Below are 23,099 nucleotides of genomic sequence, written 5' to 3'. Positions count from 1 at the left end.
AGGTTTTATGGCTTAGCAGCTAAATAAAAGTTAGTATCCGTAAATATCGTTGTAAAGAGCTTTGTATTTCTCTTTAATTATTTTTCTACGCAATTTTAGGGTAGGAGTAACGTGGCCGCCTTCAATACTCCAAATATCTGGAGTAAGTCTAAATTGTTTAATTTTTTCCCATTTGGCAAAGTTTTCGTTGGCAGCATCAACTTCTTCTTGAAAACGTGCTATTACTTTTTCATTTGTAACCAAGTCTTCATTACTAGTTATTGTAATGTTGTAACGTTTAGCCCATTCTTTTACAAAATCAAAATCTGGCTGAATAAAAGCAGCAGGCATTTTTTCACCTTCGCCAATTACCATTACTTGATCTATAAATCTTGATTGTTTACATCTGTTTTCTAATAATTGTGGGGCTACATATTTACCACCAGATGTTTTAAACATTTCTTTTTTACGATCTGTAATTTTTAAGAATCCATCTGCATCTATTTCTCCTATATCGCCAGTATGAAAATAGCCGTCTATAAGTACTTCAGAAGTTTTAGCTTCATCTTTGTAATACCCCATCATAACTTGTGGGCCTTTAATACAAATTTCTCCGTCTTCTGCTATTTTAACTTCTGTACGTTCTAATGGCTTACCTACGGTACCAATTCTAAATCCGCCATTACGCATATCGTTTACAGATATTACAGGAGATGTTTCTGTTAGTCCATAACCTTCCATAACGCCAAACCCAGCTGCGTTAAATACACGTGCAAGTCTTGGTTGTAGTGCAGCACTACCAGAAGCCATAACAGCAACTTGGCCACCTAAGGCAGCTTTCCATTTGCTAAAAATTAATTTACGTGCTAAACCTAATTTTTTCTCATACCACCAGCCATTTTGTTGGTAAGGTTTATACTCTAAACCTACCTCTACAGCCCAAAAGAATAGTTTCTTTTTTATGCCAGTTAAAGCTGTTCCTTTGGCAATAATTTTATCGTATACTTTTTCTAATAATCTGGGTACAGCCGTCATTACTTGTGGTTGTACTTCTTGTGCATACTCACTAATTTGATCTATAGGAGCATAATGTATGGCTGCACCACAATATTGGTATAGGTAAATTAACATACGCTCATATACGTGGCATAATGGTAAAAAACTAAGAGCTCTAGATTTACCCAGTTCTATAGGTATTCTCTTAAAGCTTTCTAGAGCATTACTAACAAGGTTGTTGTGCGATAGCATAACACCTTTTGGTCTTCCTGTTGTACCAGAAGTATATATCAATGTAGCTAAGTCTGTTGGCTTAACGTCATCTTTTAATTTTTCTACTTCTGCTTGGTTAGACTCGTCTATACCAAGATCTAATACTTCAGACCAATTTTTACATCCTTCTAAACTGTCAAAAGAATAAATTTCTATAAGTGAAGGTACTTGATCTTTTATTTTTTTTATTTTCTCAAAAACATCTGTACATGAAATAAAGCAATATTTAGCTTCAGAATGATTCAGTACATATGCATAATCTTCTTCAGAAATTGTTGGGTAAACAGGTACGTTTTGTGCACCAAGTTGAAGAATTCCAATGTCCATAACATTCCATTCCATTCTGTTGGTAGAGGATATTACAGCAATTTTATCATTTTTAGAAACACCTAACCTTAACAGTGCTCTACTCATTGTATTTGCTTTGTCTACATACTCTTGGGTAGACATATATTCCCACTTGTCATCATATTTTGTAGCTAATGATTGTTGTAGGTTGTATTTTTTTAATTGATAGTAAGGAAAATCAAATAATCTAGTTACTTCTTGCATAAGAATTGATTGTATCAGAGTTGCAAATTAAGAAAAGGAATGCTTATTTTAAAATTAGATTCGTAAAAAAACACTATAAATTCTATTATTTTCTTAGTCTGAATTAGTAAAATGCTAAAATATAACAAGTTAACATTTTGTTAAAATTGCAATTAAATGAACAATTGTTTTCTTTAACAGCCACTTTACAACAAATTTTGCCAAATCATTTATCTAAAATACAAAAATCATTTATCTAAAATCTTTAATTAAATGTTATAATTTTTAGTTAAGTGCCTATTTTTTAAGGTTTTTAATGCAGATTACCGTTTGTCTACAGTTAACTGCATTTTATCGCACTATAAAAGCCTTTAATCTTATCTTACTAATAAAATAAGAACCAAAGCAGCATTTTTGTTGTAATTAATTAACGCCCCAAATCATTAATTATGACTAAATTTTTACCATTAAGAACCTACTTTTTACTACTTATAGTTGTTTGTTGTGCTTTAAATACAACTGCACAGTCTGAACCTTTTGAGTGCGATTATAATGCATACTTATTTCAAACAAATGATATTTATGCGCTAGATTTAGCATCAGGAAGCTCTTATTTAGTAGCGGCAGATGTTGTGCCAGGAAATATAAATGCAGCAGCATACAACTCTGCAGATGGTTATATTTGGGGATATTTGTCTACACCGCAAATATCTATAGTACAAATAGGTAAAGATTTTACGCCTACAGTACATACCATTGCAGAATTACCAAATAATGGTAATAAGTATGTAGGAGATATTAATTTAGATGGTATTTATTACTTAAGAGCCGGCTCTTCTACTTATTATGCAATAGACTTAAATCCTGAATCTAACAATTATTTAGAGTACATAGGGTCTTATACATTAGATAAAAGCATTAGTATTCATGATTGGGCTTTTAATGCTGTAGATGGTAAATTATATGCAGTTAGTAAAGGTACAAATAGATTGTATAGAATTACAGCAGAAACAGGTGTTGTAGAAGATTTAGGTGAAGTGCCTGTATTAGCAGGTTTTAATTATACATATGGTGCTGTTTATTTTGATGTAGATGGTAACCTATATATTTCTGCAAACCAAACAGGTTCTGTTTATAAAATTAACGCAGTTCATACAATTGTAGCCAATGTAATGGTGTCTAATATTTTTGCTTTTGGTCCAGCAAGTTCTTCTAATGATGGGGCGCGTTGCCCTACAGCTCCTGTGCCACAAGAAGATTGTATTAATGGAATTGATGATGATGGAGACGGACTTGTAGATTGTGATGACCCTTCTTGTTCTGGTATTAGCTTATGTCCGGTAATTACAACTACATCTGGTGGTAATGATGGAGGTTTAGAGAGTAATGATAGACTAGCAAACCTTATTACCAACAGAAATTACAATAGAGCTAAAAACAATTATATTTTTGATAAAACAATAGCAAAACAAATTACCAAAGACAAAGGTTATAAATTAAGCGGAAAATATACTAGTGATAATATACCATTGTCTGCTCTTGTACCATTAAATGTTTTAGGAGAAACTAGTACAATAGAATCTTCTCCGGCAGATTTATTAGAGCTAACTAATGCTAGTGATATTTTTTCTGTAGATTATTTAAAAGGAGACCAAACTATTGGAGCTTTAATGGTTATTAAAACAGACAATACTGTTTATGAGCATAGTAAGTTTATTTGTGATCGTTTTTTAGGAGCAGAGTTACTTTCTGTATCAAACTTAAATATTAGAGATAATAACTTTATAAAATCTATAATTAAGCAGGCAGATGGCAGCAAGGAATTTGCTTTGTCTTTCTCTGCAAAAGTTAACTTAAATAATAGTTTTACAATAGAGTCTCATTGGAATATTGATGCCTATGAAAAAGAAAGTATGTTTTACAATTTTCAAATATGGTCTAATTCTGTAGATGATTTGGTTGTTATGGCAGAAGAAATTTTATCTTTATTAGAAGCTAATGCCGCAATAGAAGGGTATAAAGGATCTGCGCCACCACCAGTTTTTGTTAGATCTGCAAAATATACCAAAGGTACTGTAGAGATGACGGTTGTAAACACAAACGTATCTAAACAAATGACTTTAGAAGGTGGTTTAAAACGTACAGAAACTAGTGAAACAGACTTTGTAACACTACAAGCTTCATTAGATAGGTATATAGATACTGTTACTGTAGAAACTGGTTCTTTATTTGATTTAGGTTTTAGATTAAAAAATGAAAAAGGAGATACACCAGATGATTTATTTGTAGCAGATGCTCCTTGGGGTGTAGATAGTTCTACTGCTTCTACAGAGGTTACAAAATATGAAATAGCACAGAATAGCGCACCTTATTTAGGAGACGGATTTAGAATAGAGCGTAATGTGCATTTAAAAGGAACAACACAAGAATATATAGGTACATACAGAGCATTTAATCCTAGGTTTTTGGCCGTAGACTTGTCAGAATATAAACAGCTATCGTTTACAGCTTCTGGTACAGGAACATTAGAGGTAAAACTATTAAAAGGTTCTGGAGAGCCATATATAACAACAGTAGAGTTAACAAGTGAAGCTCAGCGCTATGTGTTAGAAGATGCCGATTTTAAAAATGAATTTGGAGGCAATACAGATTTTAATTCACTTAAAGTGCTGTTGTTTAACTTAAAGTCTGCTGACGGTAGCTTGCAAGAAAAAGAATTGCAATTGTCTGATATTGACTTTAACAATACAGAAGAAAGAAACGCTTACTTAGAAAAAAACAGAACTAAATCTATTTTACTGCCTAACCCTGTAGAGGAAGCTACTACTTTATATTTTTATGAAGAAATGGCAAGCACTTATACATTAGAATTTTATACTATTACCGGAACTTTAATGCCTGCTTATACTATTGTAGGTGATGCAAAACAAGGACAAAATAGTATAGATGTTAATGTGTCAAGTTTGGCATCTGGTGTATACTTATATAAGTTAATTAGTTCTAATAATGCTATTTGGAGCGGAAAATTGATAAAAAAATAACACTACCATTTACACAAACCATTGCAAAAAAAAAGCAGGATTTTTACAATCCTGCTTTTTTGTTTTTTAGGCTTGTATTCTGCTTTTTATAAACTTAAACTGTCCGTTATGGTTAGACTCGTGTTCACAAACGTGAAACCATTTGCAGTAGTTGTTTGTTGGGCCCCAAGGAAAATTTTCATCAACTTTTAACAACCACTTATCATCTCTGTTAGCAAACTCTTTTAATGTATTTTGTCTTACTTCATCTAATGCGTCTAAATAATAACTCAGCTCGTTTCCTTTAATTTTTTTTCGTGCATTATCTCCTAAACCAGAAGCAATACTCCATCTTTTTTTATCTTCTTTAGGCCAGTCTCCCCAGGTTTTATCATTAAAGGTATGTATTTGATAAAAACGTTCTGTTGCTGCTAAGTGCATAAGCATTGCGCCAATAGAATTTGCATTTTCATCTACTAAGTAGTCTAAATCTGAAACACTCATATTGCGTACAGGTGCTAATATTACCATACGCATCCAAGTCATCATAGAAACTAAAGTCCCAATTTGTGGACTATATCCTTCTTTAGGACCAATTATATTAATATCTGACTCTTGCGTTACCATAGTTGTTGGTTTACCCAAAGGAAATGCTAATAAACTACTTGTGCCCATTGTTAATAAAGAAGCATTTTTAATAAAAGCTCTTCTGCTACTGTTTTGCTCTTCGTTTTTCATATTTATAGATTGATGATTATTTAGGTAAGTTACAAAATTCATTTCAACATAAATATCATCCTTCTTTATCCGTATTAAATGGTTATATACTTGTTATATTATTTATTTTTGCAACTTGAAAATTAATAGTATGATTAAGAAGCGTGTAAAACAGCTTACTTTTAGTTTAATTATCCTTTGTCATTTAGGTTTCTTGGCTGCAATTCTTTTTGAAAAGCAAAACAATTATTTAGTTTTTGGCTTTTTAATTTTAGCATTGGTTTTGTTGCTAGTAACTTATAAAAAGACACCAGTAAGTGCAAAAAGTCACACTTTTGAGCATTTTTTAACTGTTGCCTTTGTTTTTTTTGGAGCAATAATAACTTATGTATTGCACACAACCTTTAATTTCTCTACCGTTTTGGCAGCTTCAACAGTAGGTTTGCTTGTTAGTTTTGTTCCTAATTTAATTAAAAATAATACGGTAGTAAATACCATACCAACCGCTGTTTATTGCGGAGCGTTTGTGGGTATGACAAATGTTAGTGTAGCGCCAGATTATGTTTTTATAGCATTAGCAAGTGTATTTACAGGTTTGCTTTTAGTAGGCTCTAAAGATAGTTTTCACGGAGTAGGAGGTAAGCTTGGTACATTGGCTTTTGGTGGTGTAGTATTGGCTTTTTTTATAACTTTTTTATTGTCAAAATGAAAATAGCACACTTTATACTAATATTTGTAGGTAGTTTATCTGCTATACTAACTTATTTACTTCAATTTAAATACAAGCAAAGTGCTGTTAGAGCATCTGCATTGGTAGGTGTTTTTTCTGCTTTATTTGTTTTGTTGTTTCCAAATGTATTAACAAGTTATTTATCACAGAATATCCCACTGGTATGTTTTGGAGCTTCTTTTATAGGTATGGTATCCTCTAAGCTTGTAAAAAGCTATTGGATAATAGGTGTATCTGGAGCAATATTTACAATACTTTATTTAAATACGAGTAGTTTTTTTGCAGGTTTTGGAGGTGGTTTAGGCTCTGCTGCCTGTATTGCTCTTTTAGTTACTTTGGCAATACCAATTGTAGTAAATAAAGGGAATATTACCAATGGTTTTTTACAATTGAAAAGGCTTATAAATAAACAAAAAATTAAAAAGTAAGGTACTTATTTTAGCGTAATGCTTTTGAGTTCTAATTTAAAATCTTCTGCTGTATTATTGCCAATTAAAAAGGCAATCTCATTAATGTTATCACCATTAAAATTAGGAATATCAATCTTATTTCCTCTAAACATTGCATACATATTACTTAGTTTAATTTCTATGGTTTGCCAATCTCCATTTGTTGTAAAAGGAGCAATAAACCAATGTTTAGTTGCTGTGTTTTCTTTTATCCTAATTTGATATGCTTTACAATCACCCTTTAGTGTAATACAAATAGTAGTAAAATCTTTACAATATGCAGTAGTGTGATGTTTAACCATTGCAAAACCACCATTATTTTTTAGCGATACGTAACCACTAAAAAGACCGATGTTATCTGTTGTAATTTCAAAATTACTTTTAGATACACCACCCATGACAGCATCTGTAATGGTATGCCATTCCTTTGAGTCTGTTGAAGAAGTGAAGTCGGTAATAGTTTTCATATGGATTAATGAGTTTTGCAGTGTGAAGATAAGTTGTTTTATCTAGCATAAAAAATCCCGTTTCAACTAAGAAACGGGATTTTACTTTATGATTTAAAAAGAAATATTATCCTTTTTGTTTTAAGATCCACTCTCTGGCATTTGTAAATGCTTCTAACCAGGGCGTAACATCATCCTTACGGTCTGTTGGGTAATTTGCCCAGTTCCATTGGAACGTAGAACGCTCTATGTGTGGCATTGTTACTAGGTGTCTTCCTGTTTTGTCACACAACATAGCAGTATTAAAATCACTACCGTTTGGATTTGCAGGGTAACCTTCATAACCATAGGTAGAAACAATATTGTAGTCTTCTTTATTTTGTGGTAAGCTAAATTTACCTTCGCCATGACTAATCCAAACGCCCAATGTAGTACCCGCTAAAGTAGAAAGCATTACAGAATTGTTTTCTTCAATTTTAACAGAGGTAAAGTTGCTCTCGTGTTTATGAGAATCGTTATATGTCATTTTTCCGTGTTGCTCGTGCTCAGGGTTAATAAGTTCTAACTCCATAAATAACTGGCAACCGTTACAAATACCAACAGATAAAGTGTCTTCTCTTTTAAAGAAGTCGTTTATTACTTTATTGGCTTTTTCATTGTATTTGATTGCGCCAGCCCAACCTTTTGCACTACCAAGTACATCTGAGTTAGAGAAACCACCAACGGCTCCTAAAAACTGAATATCTTCTAAGGTTTCACGTCCCGATATTAAATCGGTCATATGCACATCTTTTACATCAAAACCGGCTAAATACATTGCATTTGCCATTTCACGCTCAGAGTTGCTTCCTTTTTCGCGTAAAATAGCTGCTTTTGGTCTTTCTCCGTTTATTACAGGTAATTTACCTGTAAAATTAGCAGGGAAAGTATATTGTAAAGGCTGGTTTTTATAATTATCAAACCTGTCTTTTGCTAAATTATTAGCCGTTTGTTTATTGTCTAATAAGTATGACGTTTTGCTCCACGTATCTCTTAACGATGTTACGTTTAAGCCCATTTCCATACCATTATTTTTTATGGTTAACGTAGCTTCTTCAACCACAGTACCAATTTTAATAGCAGTTACACCAGCATTAGCAAATAACGTTTCTACACTTGCATCTGCCTGAAAAACAACACCAGCATTTTCAGCAAATAATAATTTAATAGTGTCTTGTTCACCTAAAGCAGATAAGTCTAAATTGGCACCCAAATTAACATCAGCAAAACACATTTCTAGTAGAGTTGTAATTAAACCGCCAGAGGCAACATCATGTCCTGCGTTAATTTTATCAGCTTTAATAGCGTCTTGTAGTGTGTTAAATACTGTTTTTACATAAGCAGCATCGGTAATATTTGGAGTGCTATTTCCTATTTTATTTTGTGTTTGCGCAAAAGAAGAACCACCTAATTTAAAGCTGTCTTTAGATAAATTTATATAGTAAATAGCATTACTATTTTTCTGTAAAACAGGTTCTACTACTTGGTTTATATTATTACAATTTGCAGCAGCAGAAATAATTACTGTACCAGGAGATATAACTTCTTCATCTTTATATTTTTGTTTCATAGAAAGTGAATCTTTACCTGTTGGTACGTTAATACCTAGGGCAATACTAAAATTAGATACAGCTTCTACAGCTTCATACAAACGGGCATCTTCACCTTCGTTTTTACAAGGCCACATCCAGTTGGCAGATAAAGAAACGGATTTTAAACCATCTTTTAAAGGAGCCCAAACAATATTAGTTAATGCTTCTGTAATACTATTTTTACTACCTGCAGCAGGGTTTATTAAACCAGAAATAGGAGAGTGCCCTATAGAGGTTGCTATACCTTCTTTACCTTTAAAATCTAATGCCATTACACCACAGTTGTTTAGTGGCAATTGTAGTGGGCCTGCACATTGTTGTTTAGCAACACGGCCACCAACACAACGGTCTACTTTATTTGTTAACCAATCTTTAGAACCAACAGCCTCTAACTGTAAAACTTGTTCTAAATAATCATGAAAAAACTCTAATGAGTAATTAGGATCTTGGTAGTTGCGAGTTACAGTGGTATCTGTCATTATAGTTTTAGGAGAACTACCAAACATATCTTCCAAAGCCAAGTCCATAGGTTTTTCTCCTGTGGTTTTAGACTCAAAAGTAAATCTATGGTTGTTTGTAACCTCACCAACCTCGTACATAGGAGAACGTTCACGTTCTGCAATACGTTCTAGCAAACCCATATCATCTTTACCAATAACAAGTCCCATACGTTCTTGTGACTCATTACCTATAATTTCTTTAGCAGAAAGTGTTGGATCGCCAACAGGTAATTTATCTAAATCTATATGTCCGCCTGTATCTTCAACAAGTTCAGACAAGCAGTTTAAGTGTCCGCCTGCACCATGGTCATGTATAGAAACTATTGGGTTTTCATTACTTTCTACCAAACCACGTATGGCATTTGCTGCTCTTTTTTGCATTTCTGGGTTAGAACGTTGCACTGCATTTAGTTCAATGCCAGAAGCAAATTCTCCTGTGTCTGCACTAGATACAGCAGCGCCACCCATACCAATACGGTAATTGTCTCCACCAAGAATTACTATTTTGTTGCCATCTTTAGGTTCATCTTTTAAAGCTTGGGTATGTTTACCATAACCAATACCACCAGCTTGCATAATAACTTTATCAAACCCAAGTTTACGAGCATCTTCTTGATGCTCAAAAGTTAAAACAGAACCAGTAATTAATGGTTGCCCAAATTTGTTTCCAAAATCTGATGCTCCGTTAGATGCTTTTATTAAAATATCCATTGGTGTTTGGTACAACCAAGGACGTTCTTCCATTGCTTTTTCCCAAGGCCTGTTTTCTTCTAGCCTAGAGTAAGATGTCATATAAACCGCAGTCCCAGCTAAAGGTAAAGAACCTTTTCCGCCAGCTAACCTGTCTCTAATTTCACCTCCAGAACCAGTAGCAGCACCATTAAAAGGCTCTACGGTAGTAGGGAAATTGTGAGTTTCTGCTTTTAATGATATAACAGAATTAAATTCTTCTTCAGTATAAAAATCTGGTTTATCTGCTGTTTTAGGAGCAAATTGTGTTACCGTTGGGCCTTTAATAAAAGCAACATTATCTTTATAAGCAGATACAATTGTACCTGGGTTTTCTTGAGATGTTTTCTTTATTAACTTAAATAGAGAAGAAGGTTTTTCTTGTCCGTCTATTACAAATGTGCCGTTAAAAATTTTATGTCTACAGTGTTCAGAGTTTACTTGACTAAAACCAAAAACTTCAGAATCTGTTAATTTTCTTCCAATTTTAGTAGCTACGCTTTCTAAATATTCAATTTCTTCGTTGCTTAATGCTAAGCCTTCTTGTTGGTTATAAGCTGCAATATCATCAATAGGTAAAACTTCTTCTGGGGTAATAGCTATTGTAAAAATATCTTGAGTTAAAGCAGTATATTTTTGAGATATCATTGGATCAAAATCTTTTGCCTCTGCTGTAGAAGCAAAAAATTCTTCAATTCTTATAATGCCCTTTATACCCATATTCTGGGTAATTTCAGTAGCGTTGGTACTCCAAGGAGTAATCATTGCTGCTCTTGGGCCAACAAAAAAGGCGTCAAGAGACGCCGCATTTATTTTAGGATTGTTGCCAAAAAGCCATATTAATTTAGAAATATCTTCTTGTGTAAGATTATTTTTGGTTTCTACAGCAAAAACTTTGCTGGTTTGGTCTCCGAAAAAGTGAATCATTGTAGCTCTTGTGTTGTTTTGTTTAACAAGCCACAAATTTACACTTTTTAAGTGTAAATTTTCACAAGAATAGTTAACAGTTTTTAGTGGTGATTGTTAATTTCTTCTATCTCTAGTTTACGTTTTATTCTTTAATAAAGAAATGACTAGTTTGTGTTTAAAAGAATCTAAAATGAAAAAGAGTCTTGTCGGCAAAAACAAGACTCCTTTTACGAGAACACTATATGAAAATGAAAAATTTATTCTGACTAATTATACTGCTAATGTATTACCAAAATCTAGTTTTATAAATTATATGTTGTAAACTATTGTATAGTTGTTGTTTGTTAAGCAATTTATGTTGTGATGTTTTTTTATTGGTATTTGGATCTTGGTAAAACGCTGTTTTTTAATTGTTTATAAGTAAAAAAGAGTCTTGTTGGCAAAAACAAGACTCTTTTTACGAGAACACTATATGAAAATGAAAAATTTATTCTGACTAATTATACTGCTAATGTATTACCAATATCTAGTTTTATAAATTATATGTTGTAAACCATTGTATAGTTGTTGTTTGTTAAGCAACTTATGTGGTAGATAATTTTTTTGAAAAATAAAGTAGGGTTTTTTTAGTGTTGATTGTTTTAAGAGTGTATTGCAGCATTATTAATGGTTGTAATAACATTTTAAAAACCAAATTTTATGAAAAAAGTACATTTTTTATTTACAGCAATTTTAATGACAGTAACATTTACTGTGGTAGGGCAAGAGAAAGAAGTTACAGAAAAAGAAAAACTATCTTACTATGAACAAAGAGCTAAAGAAGATGCCGCTTATGAACAGTCTACAGAAATAGCTGTAGAAGATGAGGAAGAATTTTGGGAAGACCAAAAGGCATATGAGAAAAACTTAAAGAAAAGAGATAGAAAGGCTTATAGAGCGTATATGAAGGGTAAGAGAGATGCGTATGCAGAACACGCTGCACATTGTGATTCTCACTGTCATCATAGTGACCATTACCACAGTCATGCTACGTTTTACTATAGCTATAATAATTACAGAAGAGCTCCAAGACGCTCAACTGTAGTAAGGACTAATGTTGGCGTTAGAGTACCTAGCGTTAGGATTGGATTATAATTGATAATTTGTATTTGGGAACGAAAAAGTCGGCTGGTTAGAGCCGACTTTTTTTATGTTGTATTGTTAGGCGTATTATTTTTTTTCTAATAAAGCCATATAAAAACCATCATAACCAGAGTCAGATGCATAAACTTTGTTTTCTTTAACAAGGGTAAAATCTTTACCAGCTTCTGAGGCTAAAAATGCTATAACTTGGTCGTTGTTTTCTTGTGGTAAAATAGAACAAGTGGCATATACCAGTTTTCCTCCAGATTTTACTATTCTACTATAGCTTTGTAAAATTTCTTGTTGTGTTTTTGTAATCTTATCTAAAAACTCTGGTTGTAATTTCCATTTAGCATCCGGATTACGTTTTAGTACACCAAGACCAGTACAAGGAGCATCAATTAAAACTCGGTCTGCACTGTTGTACAGTTTTTTTATTACTTTGGTAGAGTCTATTTCTCTAGTTTCAATATTGTGTGCACCATCTCTTTTTGCACGTCTTTTTAATTCTTTTAATTTATTGCCATAAATATCTAAAGCAATTAATTGCCCTTTGTTTTCCATTAAAGCAGCAATGTGCAATGCTTTTCCTCCTGCACCAGCACAAGTATCTACTACACGCTGCCCAGGTTTAACATCTAAAAAGTGACCAACTAATTGTGAAGACGCATCTTGCATCTCAAACATTCCTTTTTTAAACGCTTCTGTTCTAAAAACATTAGCTCTTTCTGTAAGTGTTAAAGCATCTGGATATCCTTTTATAGGATTGGCAACTATATTTTCTTCTAATAAAGCTTTTTGTAAGTTGGCCTTTGTTGTTTTTAAAGTATTTACTCTTAAAACTACTTCGGCTTGTTTATTTAAAGCGTTAATTTCTTTTGTCCATTTTTTATCACCTAGAGCTTTTTCTCCAACTTCATCAATCCAATCTGGTATAGATTCTTTAAATTTTCTAATTTTAGACAATTCATCAAATCTTCCTTTAATTCTTCTTGTAGGTGTTGGTTCAATTTGTTTCCAGTCTGGCAATTCTATGCCTTTTAAAACAGCCCAAACAGCCCAAATTCTAAACAGGTTAGGTCTGCTATATGGAGCTTTTACTTCGGCAATTTCTGTATATAATCTTTTCCAGCGTACAATTTCATACGTAGTTTCTGCAATAAAACCACGATCTCTAGATCCCCAACGTTTATCAAATTTTAAAACTTTTTCTACAACCTTATCTGCATATTCATCTTCATTAAAAATAAGGTTAAGTGCGTCTATTACCGCAAATACTAAGTTTCTGTGTAACTTCATTTTTACTTTTTATTGTTTTTATTTTCTAGGAGTTTTTATGTAAAACTTTAAACTAGAATTTATATAAGTTTTAAATTTATGTTGTGTAATTTTTAAAAAGATAAAACACTAACAATTAGTTTAAAAAAAATATGGCTGCAAAGGTATTGTTTTAGAAAGGAATACACTTATTTTTGATGAAATATATATGTGTAAATAGCTATTTTAGGCTGTATCTACGTATTTAAATAGTAAATACTTATAATGTAAAGTATTTGTAGAATACACAAAATTAGAAGAAAATGAAGAAATTAGTAGTAGCAATTTGTGCTTTAGCCCTTTTTGCTTGTGAACAAAAAAATGAGGTTAAACCTTTTACCTCTGTTGTAGTAAAAGACGTTTATACTAAAAATGTAAGTATTAGAGCTATTGAGGTTTTAGATGGTAGTGTAGGTTTTGCGGGTAACAATGGTGTTTTTGGCTCTGTAGATTTAAAAACAAATAAGGTAATAACCAATGTGCAAAAATACGATACTATTTTACCTGAGTTTAGAGCTGTTGGTACAACTGGAGCAGATTTTTTTATGTTATCAGTAACTAACCCAGCTTTATTATATAAAACAGGTGAAAACGGAAAAATGGAATTGGTTTATACCGAAAAAGGTGATGGCGTTTTTTATGATGCAATTAACTTTTGGAACTCTAAAGAAGGTATTGCGGTTGGCGATAGTGTAGATGGTTGCTTATCTGTTATTGTTACTAGAGATGGTGGTAATAGTTGGAATAAGATTGCGTGTAATAATTTACCTGAAGGTATTGCTGGTGAAGGTGCTTTTGCAGCAAGTAATACCAACATTAAAATTGTAGGAGATAAAACTTGGATAGCTACCACTAAAGGTCGTGTTTTTTACTCTGCAGATAAAGGAACTACTTGGGATGTATTTAGTGTACCAATGACAGGTTTGGGAGAAACACACGGAATTTTTTCTTTAGATTTTTATAACGAAAATTTAGGTTTTGCTATTGGAGGAGATTTTACAAAGCCAGAACAAAACATTAAAAATAAAGCAGTAACCACAGATGGTGGTGTAACCTGGAGTTTAGTTGCAGATGGCAAAGAACCAGATTATAAAAGTTGTGTGCAATTTGTACCAGAGCGCAATGGTAATGAACTAGTAGCTGTAGGTTTTACAGGTATTGCATATTCTAGTGATAAAGGACAGACGTGGAAAGAGTTGTCTAAAGAAGGTTTTTACACCATTAGGTTTGTAAATGATACCCTTGCTTATGCAGCAGGTAAAGACCGCATATCTAAATTAATTTTTAAATAAAAAAAAGGAAAGCTTATTGCTTTCCTTTTTTATGTTTGTCCCTGTATTCACGTATTAGTCTGCGTTTAAAGTCTTCTTCTAAACGAGCAAGTTTGTATGTTTTTCTGTAGTTTAATACTTTGCTTATTTTAGCATAATATGTTTTGGTAATGTCTACTTTTTCTTTTTCAAACTCTATGTAAGTTTCTAGTAAATGTTTAGAGTCTTCTTCAGATAAATTGTTGTAGTCATATTTTCTTTTTAAGTCTCGCCTGTCATCATATAGTTTATGAAGTTCTTTTTCAAACTCATCATAAATAGGCCAAAAACTTTTAGCTTCATTGCTAGATAGTTCTAATTGCTCTGTAAAAAAAGCAACCTTTAAAGATTTAATTTTTTCCCAGTCGTTTCTTTGTCCATAGAAAAACGTAGTTCCTATAAAGAAAACTAGAATAGTTATTAATGTTTGGATTTTATTTTTCATCTTCATCTAAATAAATACCTTGTATGTCTATACCATTGTTAGACTCTAAATAGTTCATAATTTCATCTTCGTTAATTTCACTTTCTGTAACGTCAGACACATTAATATCATCTATTGATATTATTTGTGCTAGGTCGTACGTAGGGAAATCAATATCATTTTCATCAAAATAGCTTTCAATATCTGAGGCAGCTATGTCTTGAAAAGATATAGGGGTAGAACTGTTGTTAAAAACTACTGCAGCAATTAAAATAGCTACTACCGCAGCAATGCTAGATGTTGCGTATAATCTCTTTTTAAAAGAACTTAGTTTTATAACCTTAGGTTCTGTTTTTTGGTTTAGTTTGGTTTGTATATTTTGGTGTATACTGTCAAAATAATTATCTGGTACTGTAAAGCCTTCTTTTTTAGGAATAGCGATTTGTTCCTGAGCAATAGTATTGTTCAGTTTTTCAGAGAAATTATCTAAATAAGACTCTGGCATTTTAAATCCGCTATTTTTTGGTAGGCTTTTCATACTTATTCTTTGACTGTCAATATTCTAAATGGTTTAATTACTTTTTAAATAATTTTCAATTTTTTTTGCTGCTTGATGGTAAGATGCCTTTAAACCACCAACAGAAGTACCTAGTATCTCTGATATTTCTTCGTATTTTAATTCGTCAAAATATTTCATATTAAATACTAATTTTTGCTTTTCTGGTAATGTGCTAATTGCTTTTTGTAGTTTTAATTGTATTTCGTCACCTTCAAAATAAATATCAGATTGCAAGTTCTCTAATAGTAAATCTTGTAATTCGTGGCTTGTAACACCAAGCATTTTAGATTTTGTTTTTAAAAAAGATAAGGATTCATTAGTAGCAATACGGTATATCCAAGAAAACAGTTTGCTTTCGCCTTTGAACTTATCAATATTTCTATACACTTTTATAAATGTATTTTGTAGCACATCATCTGCATCATCATGGTTAAGTACAATTTTACGTATGTGCCAATATAACCTTTCTTTATAGGTATCAACAAGAACCTCAAAAGCTTTTGCTTGAGAGTTTTTTTCTTTTAGTTGATGTACTAAAGTTTCTTCGGTCATCAATAGTGTACTATTTGTGTATTTGACTTAATTTATACAATAAGGTTTAATACTAAACGTCAAATGATTGCATATCTACTAATTTTTTATAGACGTTGTTGTTGTTTATTAGCTGTGTATGTGTGCCTTGCTCTACAATTTCTCCTTTTTGTAACACTACAATTGTGTCTGCACTTTGTATGGTAGACAACCTGTGAGCAATTACAATAGAGGTTCTGTTTTGCATCATTTTTTCTAATGCGTCTTGTACCAAACGCTCGCTCTCTGTGTCTAAAGCAGAGGTAGCCTCATCTAAAATCATTATTGGAGGGTTTTTAAGTACTGCACGTGCAATAGATAAACGTTGTTTTTGTCCGCCACTTAGTTTATTTCCGCTATCACCAATGTTAGTGTCATAACCATTTGGCTGTTCCATTATAAAGTCGTGTGCGTTTGCAATTTTTGCAGCTTCAATAATTTCTTCTTCAGTTGCATTTGTTTTACCTAATGCAATATTATTTTTAATGGTGTCATTAAACAAAATAGAATCTTGTGTAACTAAGCCCATTAAATCTCTAAGTGACTTTTTAGTAAGGTCTTTTATGTTGTCATCATCTATAGCAATTTCGCCTTCGTTAACATCATAAAAACGTGTAACTAGGTTTGCAATGGTACTTTTACCACTACCAGACTGACCAACAAGTGCTATGGTTTTTCCTTTGTTAACTGTTAAGTTAAAGTTTTTAAGCACGTAATCATCCTCGTACTTAAAAGATATATTTTTTAGGGTTATGTTTTTATTAAACGCTTCCTTAGCAATTGCGTTTTCTTTTTCAGCAATAGGATTTTTAGTCTCTAAAATCTCTAATACACGCTCTGCCGCAGCATTACCTTTTTTAACACCGTATGATGCTTTACTTATAGCTTTTGCAGGAGTAAGTATTTGGTACGCAAGTCCCATATAGGTAATAAAAAGTTCTGGTTCTATACTTTTTTCAACCAAAACCATTTGTCCGCCATACCAAAGTAAAATGCCAATTACACCAATGCCTAAAAACTCACTAGCGGGTGAAGCTAAGTTTTGTCTGTTTAATAGGCTATTAGAGAATTTAAAAAATCTGTTGGTTGATTTTTGAAACGTACCTGCAAAAGTTTGTTCTGCATTAAATGCTTTTATTACGCGTAAGCCCCCTAAGGTTTCTTCTAAAATTGATAAAAATGTACCTTGTTCTTTCTGTACTTTATCAGATTTCTTTTTTAACGATTTACCAATTAATGAAATAATAAAACCAGAAATAGGAAGAAAAATAAATACAAAAATTGTTAGTTGAGCACTAAAAGCAACCATCATTGCAATGGTAAAAATAATGGTAAGTGGCTCTCTAACTGCTAATTCTAAAACAGATAAAAAAGAGTGTTGAATTTCTAAAACATCAGAAGTTATACGTGCAATAGTATCTCCTTTTCTTTTTTCAGAATAATAAGATATTGGTAGTTCTACAGTTTTGTTATATAAAGCATTTCTTAAATCTTTTAAAACACCGTTTCTTAAAAAAGCGATAAAATACATAGCTAAATAGCCAAATAAGTTTTTTAAGAAAAACATACCTATAACCAAACCAACCATTAACATTAAAGCGTCTCCTTGGTTACCGCTGCCAACATTTTGCGTAATGTAATAGTTTAAATAATTTATTGTGTAATCTTTAATTTCTGTGATACTTGTCCACTCTGGAGCAACAGTAATAGATTCTGTTTGCCCAAATAATACAGATAGCATAGGAAATAAAGATACCATTGCTAGCGTGCTAAATAAAGCGTAAAAGATATTAGAAATTATGTTTAGTATTGCGTACGTTTTATAAGGCTTTGCATATACTAGTATTTTTTGAAAATATTTCATTAATTTAAATTCAGTTCTTTTAGAATTCTGTTTATTTTTTCTTCTAACTGTTTGTTTGCAACAGAAAAGTCTTCCGCTTTTTCTAAATTGGTATTTACACTAAAATAGAATTTTATTTTAGGCTCTGTACCACTTGGTCTTGCAGCCATTTTTGTTCCATCTTCTGCAATGTATATTAGTACATTAGATTTAGGAATGTTAATTTCTTTTTCTTCTCCTGTAATTATATTTTTTGCTGTAGATGTGTTGTAGTCTTCTATCCATTCTACTTTAGAACCATCTATAGTAGTAACAGGATTGTCTTTAAAATCTACCATCATTTGTTTAATCTCTTCAGCACCAGAAGCGCCTTTTTTGGTTAAAGAGACTAACTTTTCTTTGTAGAAACCACAGTCAACATAAGTAGCTATTAAATCTTGATAAAAAGAGCTACCGTTTGCTTTTGCGTTTGCACCAATTTCACAAGCCAATAGGGTAGAGGTAACCGCATCTTTATCTCTAACAAAGTCACCAACCATAAAACCAAAACTTTCTTCGCCACCACCAACAAAATATTGGTTTGGTGCGTCTTTTATCATTTTAGCTATCCATTTAAAGCCTGTTAAAGCAGTTTTGCATTCTACTTTATATAAACCTGCCAACTTGTTCATCATTGGTGTAGAAACAATAGTAGAACCAATAAACTCATCTCCAGTAAACCCTTTTTGTTTGCGTTGTTCTAAAAGAAATTTAGTCATTAAAACCATAGTTTGGTTTCCGTTTAGCAGTTCTAGTTTGCCTTCTAAATTACGAACAGCAATACCTAGTCTGTCACAATCTGGATCTGTACCAATAACCATATCAGCACCAATTTCCTCAGCTTTTTTTATGGCCATAGACAATGCTTCTGGTTCTTCTGGGTTAGGAGAAACAACCGTAGGAAAATCACCATCTGGTTTAGCTTGCTCTTCAATAACTGTAACATTAGTATAACCAGCACGCTTTAAAACTTCTGGCACAGCAGTTATAGACGTACCGTGTAAAGAAGTGAAAACAATTTTAAAGTTGTCCTTATCTTTTGCATTAAAACTACCATTTTTTACAGATGCACTTAAAAAAGCTTCATCTACTTCTGTGTCAATTAACTCAATTTTAGTTTCATTAGCATTAAAGTTAATTTCACTAAAATCTAACTTATTTATTTCTGCAATAATTTCTTTATCTTGTGGAGGTACAATTTGTCCGCCATCTGTCCAGTATACTTTGTAACCGTTATATTCTGGCGGATTATGAGAAGCTGTTAGCACAATACCAACGTGGCAGTTTAAATGCTTAACAGCAAAAGATAAAGCAGGAGTGGTTCTTAATTCAGAAAATAAATAGACTTTTATATCATTTGCAGAAAATACCTCTGCAACGGTTTTGGCAAGTGTATCACTATTGTGTCTACAATCGTAAGCTATAACAACTTTTAAATCTTCATTAGGGTATACTTTTTTTAAATAGTTGCTTATACCTTGTGTGTTTTTCCCTAATGTGTATTTGTTAATACGGTTAGTACCAACTCCCATTACGCCTCGCATACCGCCAGTACCAAACTCTAGGTTTTTATAAAAACTATCGTTTAATTCTTCTGTGTTGTTATTTATTAAATGCTCTACTTTTGTTTTAGTATCTGAATCAAAAGTAGCCGTTAGCCAAGTTTTTGCTGTGTCTAAAATAGAACTCATTTTTAATGGTTTTAAGTGGTAAAATATATTTTAGTTGATATTTAATTTTTCAGAAATAGAATATCTTGTTTCATTTTTTTTAGATCGTACAATTATTTCTCCTATAAAGCCGGCTAAAAATAACTGACTACCCATAACCATAGCGGTTAAGGCAATGTAAAATTGTGGTCGTTCTGTAATTAATCTGCCAAATCTATTAAGAAAAAGTTTATCTATACCTAAATAAAGCGCAAATCCAAACCCAATAATAAACATTAGAGCGCCTAAAGCACCAAACAAGTGCATTGGTCTTTTTCCAAATTTAGATAAAAACCAAATAGTAATTAAATCTAAAAAACCATTTATAAAACGTTCCATACCAAATTTAGTACTTCCGTATTTACGTGCTTGGTGTTGCACAACTTTTTCATCAATTTTAGTAAAACCTGCATTTTTAGCAAGTACAGGAATATAACGATGCATTTCTCCAGAAACTTCTATGTTTTTAACTACCTCTTTTTTATAGGCTTTTAATCCACAATTAAAATCGTGCAGTTTAACACCAGATGTTTTTTGTGCTGCCCAGTTAAATAATTTAGAGGGTAAGTTTTTAGCAATTACAGAGTCGTAACGCTTTTTTTTCCAACCAGAGATAAGATCAAAACCATCTTTAACAATAAGGTTGTAAAGTTCAGGAATTTCTTCTGGATTGTCTTGTAAATCAGCATCCATAGTAATTATAACATCACCTTTTACAGCTTTAAAACCTGCATGTAATGCTTGTGATTTACCAAAGTTTTTTAAAAAACGTATGCCTTTTACATTAGTATTTGCAGCAGAAAGTTCTGAAATAATCTTCCAAGAATTGTCTGTACTTCCATCGTCTATAAAAAGTATTTCATATAAAAAATGATTGGATTGCATTACGGATACAATCCAATCATGTAGTTCTTTTAAAGATTCTTCCTCGTTTAAAAGAGGAATAACAATAGATAAATTCATAAGGTACTCTTGAAAATATATTCAAAAGTACAAATTCCTAAATTGTTTCTTGCTTTTTTATTAAGAATGCAGGAATTAATGAAAGTAGAAACCCTGCAACTATACTATAAAGAAGACCAAATAAGATCTGCATTACAGGGGTTTGAAAAGGTTTAGACATTTCTATATTAGCTTCTATTTGTTCCATAGATAAACCAGATTCTAAAAGCATTCCTTTTTGATATTCAGTTGCTTTAGCCATAAAATCAGGGTCTATTACACCTGCAAGTATTTGGTTAAATATTACGCCTATTATGCCACCTATTAAGCTAATACCTACACCTACTTTTAAAGCTTGACCTACAGATATGAATCCTCCGTTATCTTTTTTAAATTGTACCATACCTATTATGATAAAAGCTAAAGACAATAGAACACTAATTAAAAATACCATTGCGCCTCCTTGGTAATGCATATCTAGTGAAAATAACATTAGTACAAAGGCAATACTAATACCGCCTAGCATTAAACCATATTTTAAAGCATATTTCCCTGTTTTTGGTGTATTCTCTTCCATTTTAATTTTTGTTTTTTGGTTGTTATATTATAAGTATTCATTTTATTAATTTTGTTACAGAAAATAACGAGTTATTTTTTTATTATTTTTTTTACTTTAATATTGTGGTTTTCATAAAAAAGCGTATTTTTGCACCGCTAAATTTATTTAGAAGAATTAAAGTTTTAAAAAATGAGAAAAGGTATACACCCAGAGAATTATAGATTAGTAGCGTTTAAAGATATGTCTAACGATGAAGTATTTTTAACTAAATCTACAGCAAATACAAAAGAAACATTAGAGGTTGATGGTGTTGAATACCCATTAGTAAAATTAGAAATCTCTAGAACATCACACCCATTTTACACAGGTAAAGCTAAGTTAGTGGATACTGCAGGGCGTATTGATAAATTTAAGAACAAATACAAGAAATTTTCAAAGTAATAATTTCTTTACAATAATATTTAAAAGTCACTTTTCAATTAGTTTTGAAACGTGACTTTTTTAGTTTAATACAAAATACTTTAGTCTTATGAATTATATTTTATTTGATGGTGCTGCAAGAACAGCTTTGTTGCCTTTTACTTATACTAGACCTGTTGCAGAAATTAGAATAGGAATACTTACTATTAGAGAAAAATGGGAAAAGTTTTTAGGGAGCACTACAAGTACAATAACAGAAGACTATTTAAGTGATAAGTTTCCAATGGTAGAGTTAGAGGAAAATGTAATGATTAATTCTTCATACTTGCCTAACCCTAATTTGGTTGCTTTAATAGAAAACTTAAAAGAAAACCAAGTCATATATCATAAAGATAATATTGTTGCTTTTTTTGCAAAAGAAGCGCAGGAAGAAGTAGATTTTAATTCTTATGAAGAAATCTTTTTTGAAGAAGACGTACTAACTGTTGAAAAAACTTGGGATATCTTTTCTAAAAATGAAGCTGCTTTACAAGCAGATTTTGATTTGGTAACTGCTGGCAGAAAAAGTGCTGCAATATCTAAAACTAATACACTTATAAACCCCGATAATATTTTTATTGAAGAAGGTGCAAAAGTGGAGTATTGTATGTTAAATGCAACAAAAGGACCTATTTATGTAGGTAAAGATGCTGAAATTTGGGAAGGCGCTATGGTACGTGGTCCGTTGGCATTGTGCAACAATGCTGTAATAAAAATGGGTGCTAAAATATACGGAGCAACAACTATTGGGCCTTACGGTAAAGTTTGTGGTGAGGTTAGTAACTCTGTTATTTTTGGCTACTCTAGTAAAGGTCATGAGGGGTATTTAGGAAACTCTGTTTTGGGAGAATGGTGTAATATTGGTGCAGATTCTAACAACTCTAACTTAAAAAATAATTATGCTAAGGTTAGACTTTGGAATTATGATAGCGAAAGCTTTGAGCAAACTGGCTTGCAGTTTTGTGGTTTAATGATGGGTGACCACAGTAAAAGTGCTATAAATACAATGTTTAATACAGGTACAGTAGTTGGTGTAAATGTAAATATTTATGTGCCTGGTTTCCCTAGAAATTTTGTTCCTAGTTTTAGTTGGGGTGGTGCATCTGGTTTTACAACATACGGTACTAAAAAAGCTTTTGAAACTGCTAAAATTATGATGGCAAGGCGTAATGTTGAGTTTACTGCAGAAGATGAAGCTATCTTGACTCACGTTTTTGAAGAAACAAAAAAATGGAGAAAAGATTAAAAAATAATTAAGAACCATTAATACTTTAAGTTAAATCTAATAAGTTTTTGTATTTTTCCATTTAATTTTTTAATCTATAGTAGCATTAAA

19 protein-coding genes are annotated in these 23,099 nt (G+C 32.0%); 7 read left to right on the top strand and 12 right to left on the bottom strand.

Annotated features, from left to right (window positions below):
* Positions 1–30: 30 nt before the first annotated feature.
* Positions 31–1,800, bottom strand: a complete 1,770-nt coding sequence (locus JM80_RS14160) for a long-chain fatty acid--CoA ligase (RefSeq protein ID WP_034644386.1) — start codon at positions 1,798–1,800, stop codon at positions 31–33.
* 428 nt (positions 1,801–2,228) lie between these two features.
* On the opposite strand from JM80_RS14160, the gene JM80_RS14155 reads away from it, so the two are divergent.
* Positions 2,229–4,820: a T9SS type A sorting domain-containing protein gene (locus JM80_RS14155; protein WP_144710684.1), complete on the top strand. Its 2,592-nt coding sequence runs from the start codon at positions 2,229–2,231 to the stop codon at positions 4,818–4,820.
* A gap of 66 nt (positions 4,821–4,886) precedes the next feature.
* On the opposite strand, the gene JM80_RS14150 is transcribed toward JM80_RS14155, so the two are convergent.
* Positions 4,887–5,537 carry a DinB family protein gene (locus JM80_RS14150; RefSeq protein WP_034644383.1) on the bottom strand — a complete coding sequence of 217 codons (651 nt, stop codon included), beginning with the start codon at positions 5,535–5,537 and terminating at the stop codon, positions 4,887–4,889.
* Between the two features lie 130 nt (positions 5,538–5,667).
* Between JM80_RS14150 and JM80_RS14145 the strand changes: the two genes are divergently transcribed.
* The gene (locus JM80_RS14145) at positions 5,668–6,225 is read left to right on the top strand and encodes a hypothetical protein (protein ID WP_075695443.1); all 558 of its coding nucleotides are present in this window, start codon (positions 5,668–5,670) and stop codon (positions 6,223–6,225) included.
* On the top strand, positions 6,222–6,674 hold the full coding sequence (locus tag JM80_RS14140; protein WP_089118936.1) for a hypothetical protein: 453 nt from the start codon (positions 6,222–6,224) through the stop codon (positions 6,672–6,674). The genes JM80_RS14145 and JM80_RS14140 overlap by 4 nt, the downstream gene beginning before the upstream one ends.
* A 5-nt stretch (positions 6,675–6,679) precedes the next feature.
* Here the strand turns inward: JM80_RS14140 and JM80_RS14135 are convergent, their stop codons facing one another.
* Complete coding sequence (locus JM80_RS14135; RefSeq protein ID WP_144710682.1) at positions 6,680–7,162, bottom strand: CIA30 family protein; 483 nt, start codon at positions 7,160–7,162, stop codon at positions 6,680–6,682.
* A gap of 106 nt (positions 7,163–7,268) precedes the next feature.
* A complete protein-coding gene (gene purL / locus JM80_RS14130; protein ID WP_038507526.1) occupies positions 7,269–10,928 on the bottom strand; it encodes a phosphoribosylformylglycinamidine synthase in 3,660 nt (1,219 codons plus the stop codon).
* A gap of 681 nt (positions 10,929–11,609) precedes the next feature.
* Here purL and JM80_RS14125 point away from each other — a divergent pair.
* Entirely contained in the window at positions 11,610–12,044 is a 435-nt protein-coding gene (locus tag JM80_RS14125) for a hypothetical protein (RefSeq protein ID WP_013622114.1), read from the top strand.
* 75 nt (positions 12,045–12,119) lie between these two features.
* Here JM80_RS14125 and JM80_RS14120 read toward each other — a convergent pair whose 3' ends face one another.
* Positions 12,120–13,331 carry an RsmB/NOP family class I SAM-dependent RNA methyltransferase gene (locus tag JM80_RS14120; protein WP_144710680.1) on the bottom strand — a complete coding sequence of 404 codons (1,212 nt, stop codon included), beginning with the start codon at positions 13,329–13,331 and terminating at the stop codon, positions 12,120–12,122.
* 281 nt (positions 13,332–13,612) lie between these two features.
* Here JM80_RS14120 and JM80_RS14115 point away from each other — a divergent pair, with 281 nt between their 5' ends.
* A complete protein-coding gene (locus JM80_RS14115) occupies positions 13,613–14,641 on the top strand; it encodes an oxidoreductase (RefSeq protein WP_144710678.1) in 1,029 nt (342 codons plus the stop codon).
* A gap of 13 nt (positions 14,642–14,654) precedes the next feature.
* Here the strand turns inward: JM80_RS14115 and JM80_RS14110 are convergent, their stop codons facing one another.
* Genes JM80_RS14110 through JM80_RS14080 form a run of 7 tightly spaced genes read right to left on the bottom strand, consistent with a single transcriptional unit; the run spans position 14,655 to position 21,322 of the window.
* A complete protein-coding gene (locus JM80_RS14110) occupies positions 14,655–15,104 on the bottom strand; it encodes a hypothetical protein (RefSeq protein WP_051456041.1) in 450 nt (149 codons plus the stop codon).
* The gene (locus JM80_RS14105) at positions 15,094–15,621 is read right to left on the bottom strand and encodes a hypothetical protein (RefSeq protein ID WP_144710676.1); all 528 of its coding nucleotides are present in this window, start codon (positions 15,619–15,621) and stop codon (positions 15,094–15,096) included. The genes JM80_RS14110 and JM80_RS14105 overlap by 11 nt, the downstream gene beginning before the upstream one ends.
* Before the next feature lie 33 nt (positions 15,622–15,654).
* On the bottom strand, positions 15,655–16,194 hold the full coding sequence (locus tag JM80_RS14100; RefSeq protein ID WP_144710674.1) for an RNA polymerase sigma factor: 540 nt from the start codon (positions 16,192–16,194) through the stop codon (positions 15,655–15,657).
* Positions 16,195–16,246: 52 nt separating this feature from the next.
* Entirely contained in the window at positions 16,247–18,076 is a 1,830-nt protein-coding gene (locus JM80_RS14095; protein ID WP_144710672.1) for an ABC transporter ATP-binding protein, read from the bottom strand.
* Complete coding sequence (locus tag JM80_RS14090; protein ID WP_144710670.1) at positions 18,076–19,785, bottom strand: phospho-sugar mutase; 1,710 nt, start codon at positions 19,783–19,785, stop codon at positions 18,076–18,078. The genes JM80_RS14095 and JM80_RS14090 overlap by 1 nt, the downstream gene beginning before the upstream one ends.
* 30 nt (positions 19,786–19,815) lie before the next feature.
* Entirely contained in the window at positions 19,816–20,766 is a 951-nt protein-coding gene (locus tag JM80_RS14085; protein WP_013622122.1) for a glycosyltransferase family 2 protein, read from the bottom strand.
* 37 nt (positions 20,767–20,803) lie between these two features.
* Positions 20,804–21,322 (bottom strand): DUF4199 domain-containing protein, encoded by a 519-nt coding sequence (locus JM80_RS14080; RefSeq protein ID WP_013622123.1) that lies wholly within the window; start codon positions 21,320–21,322, stop codon positions 20,804–20,806.
* A gap of 171 nt (positions 21,323–21,493) precedes the next feature.
* Here JM80_RS14080 and JM80_RS14075 point away from each other — a divergent pair, with 171 nt between their 5' ends.
* Both JM80_RS14075 and JM80_RS14070 read left to right on the top strand, forming a co-directional pair.
* On the top strand, positions 21,494–21,745 hold the full coding sequence (locus JM80_RS14075) for a type B 50S ribosomal protein L31 (protein WP_013622124.1): 252 nt from the start codon (positions 21,494–21,496) through the stop codon (positions 21,743–21,745).
* An 88-nt stretch (positions 21,746–21,833) separates the two neighbouring features.
* Positions 21,834–23,009: a GlmU family protein gene (locus JM80_RS14070; protein ID WP_144710668.1), complete on the top strand. Its 1,176-nt coding sequence runs from the start codon at positions 21,834–21,836 to the stop codon at positions 23,007–23,009.
* Positions 23,010–23,099 lie beyond the last annotated feature (90 nt).

It is taken from the genome of Cellulophaga sp. RHA_52, from assembly GCF_007827205.1.
Taxonomy (GTDB): Bacteria; Bacteroidota; Bacteroidia; order Flavobacteriales; family Flavobacteriaceae; genus Cellulophaga; species Cellulophaga lytica.
The sequence above is the reverse complement of the archived record's forward strand: the minus strand, read 5'-3'. Positions and strand labels throughout refer to the sequence as shown.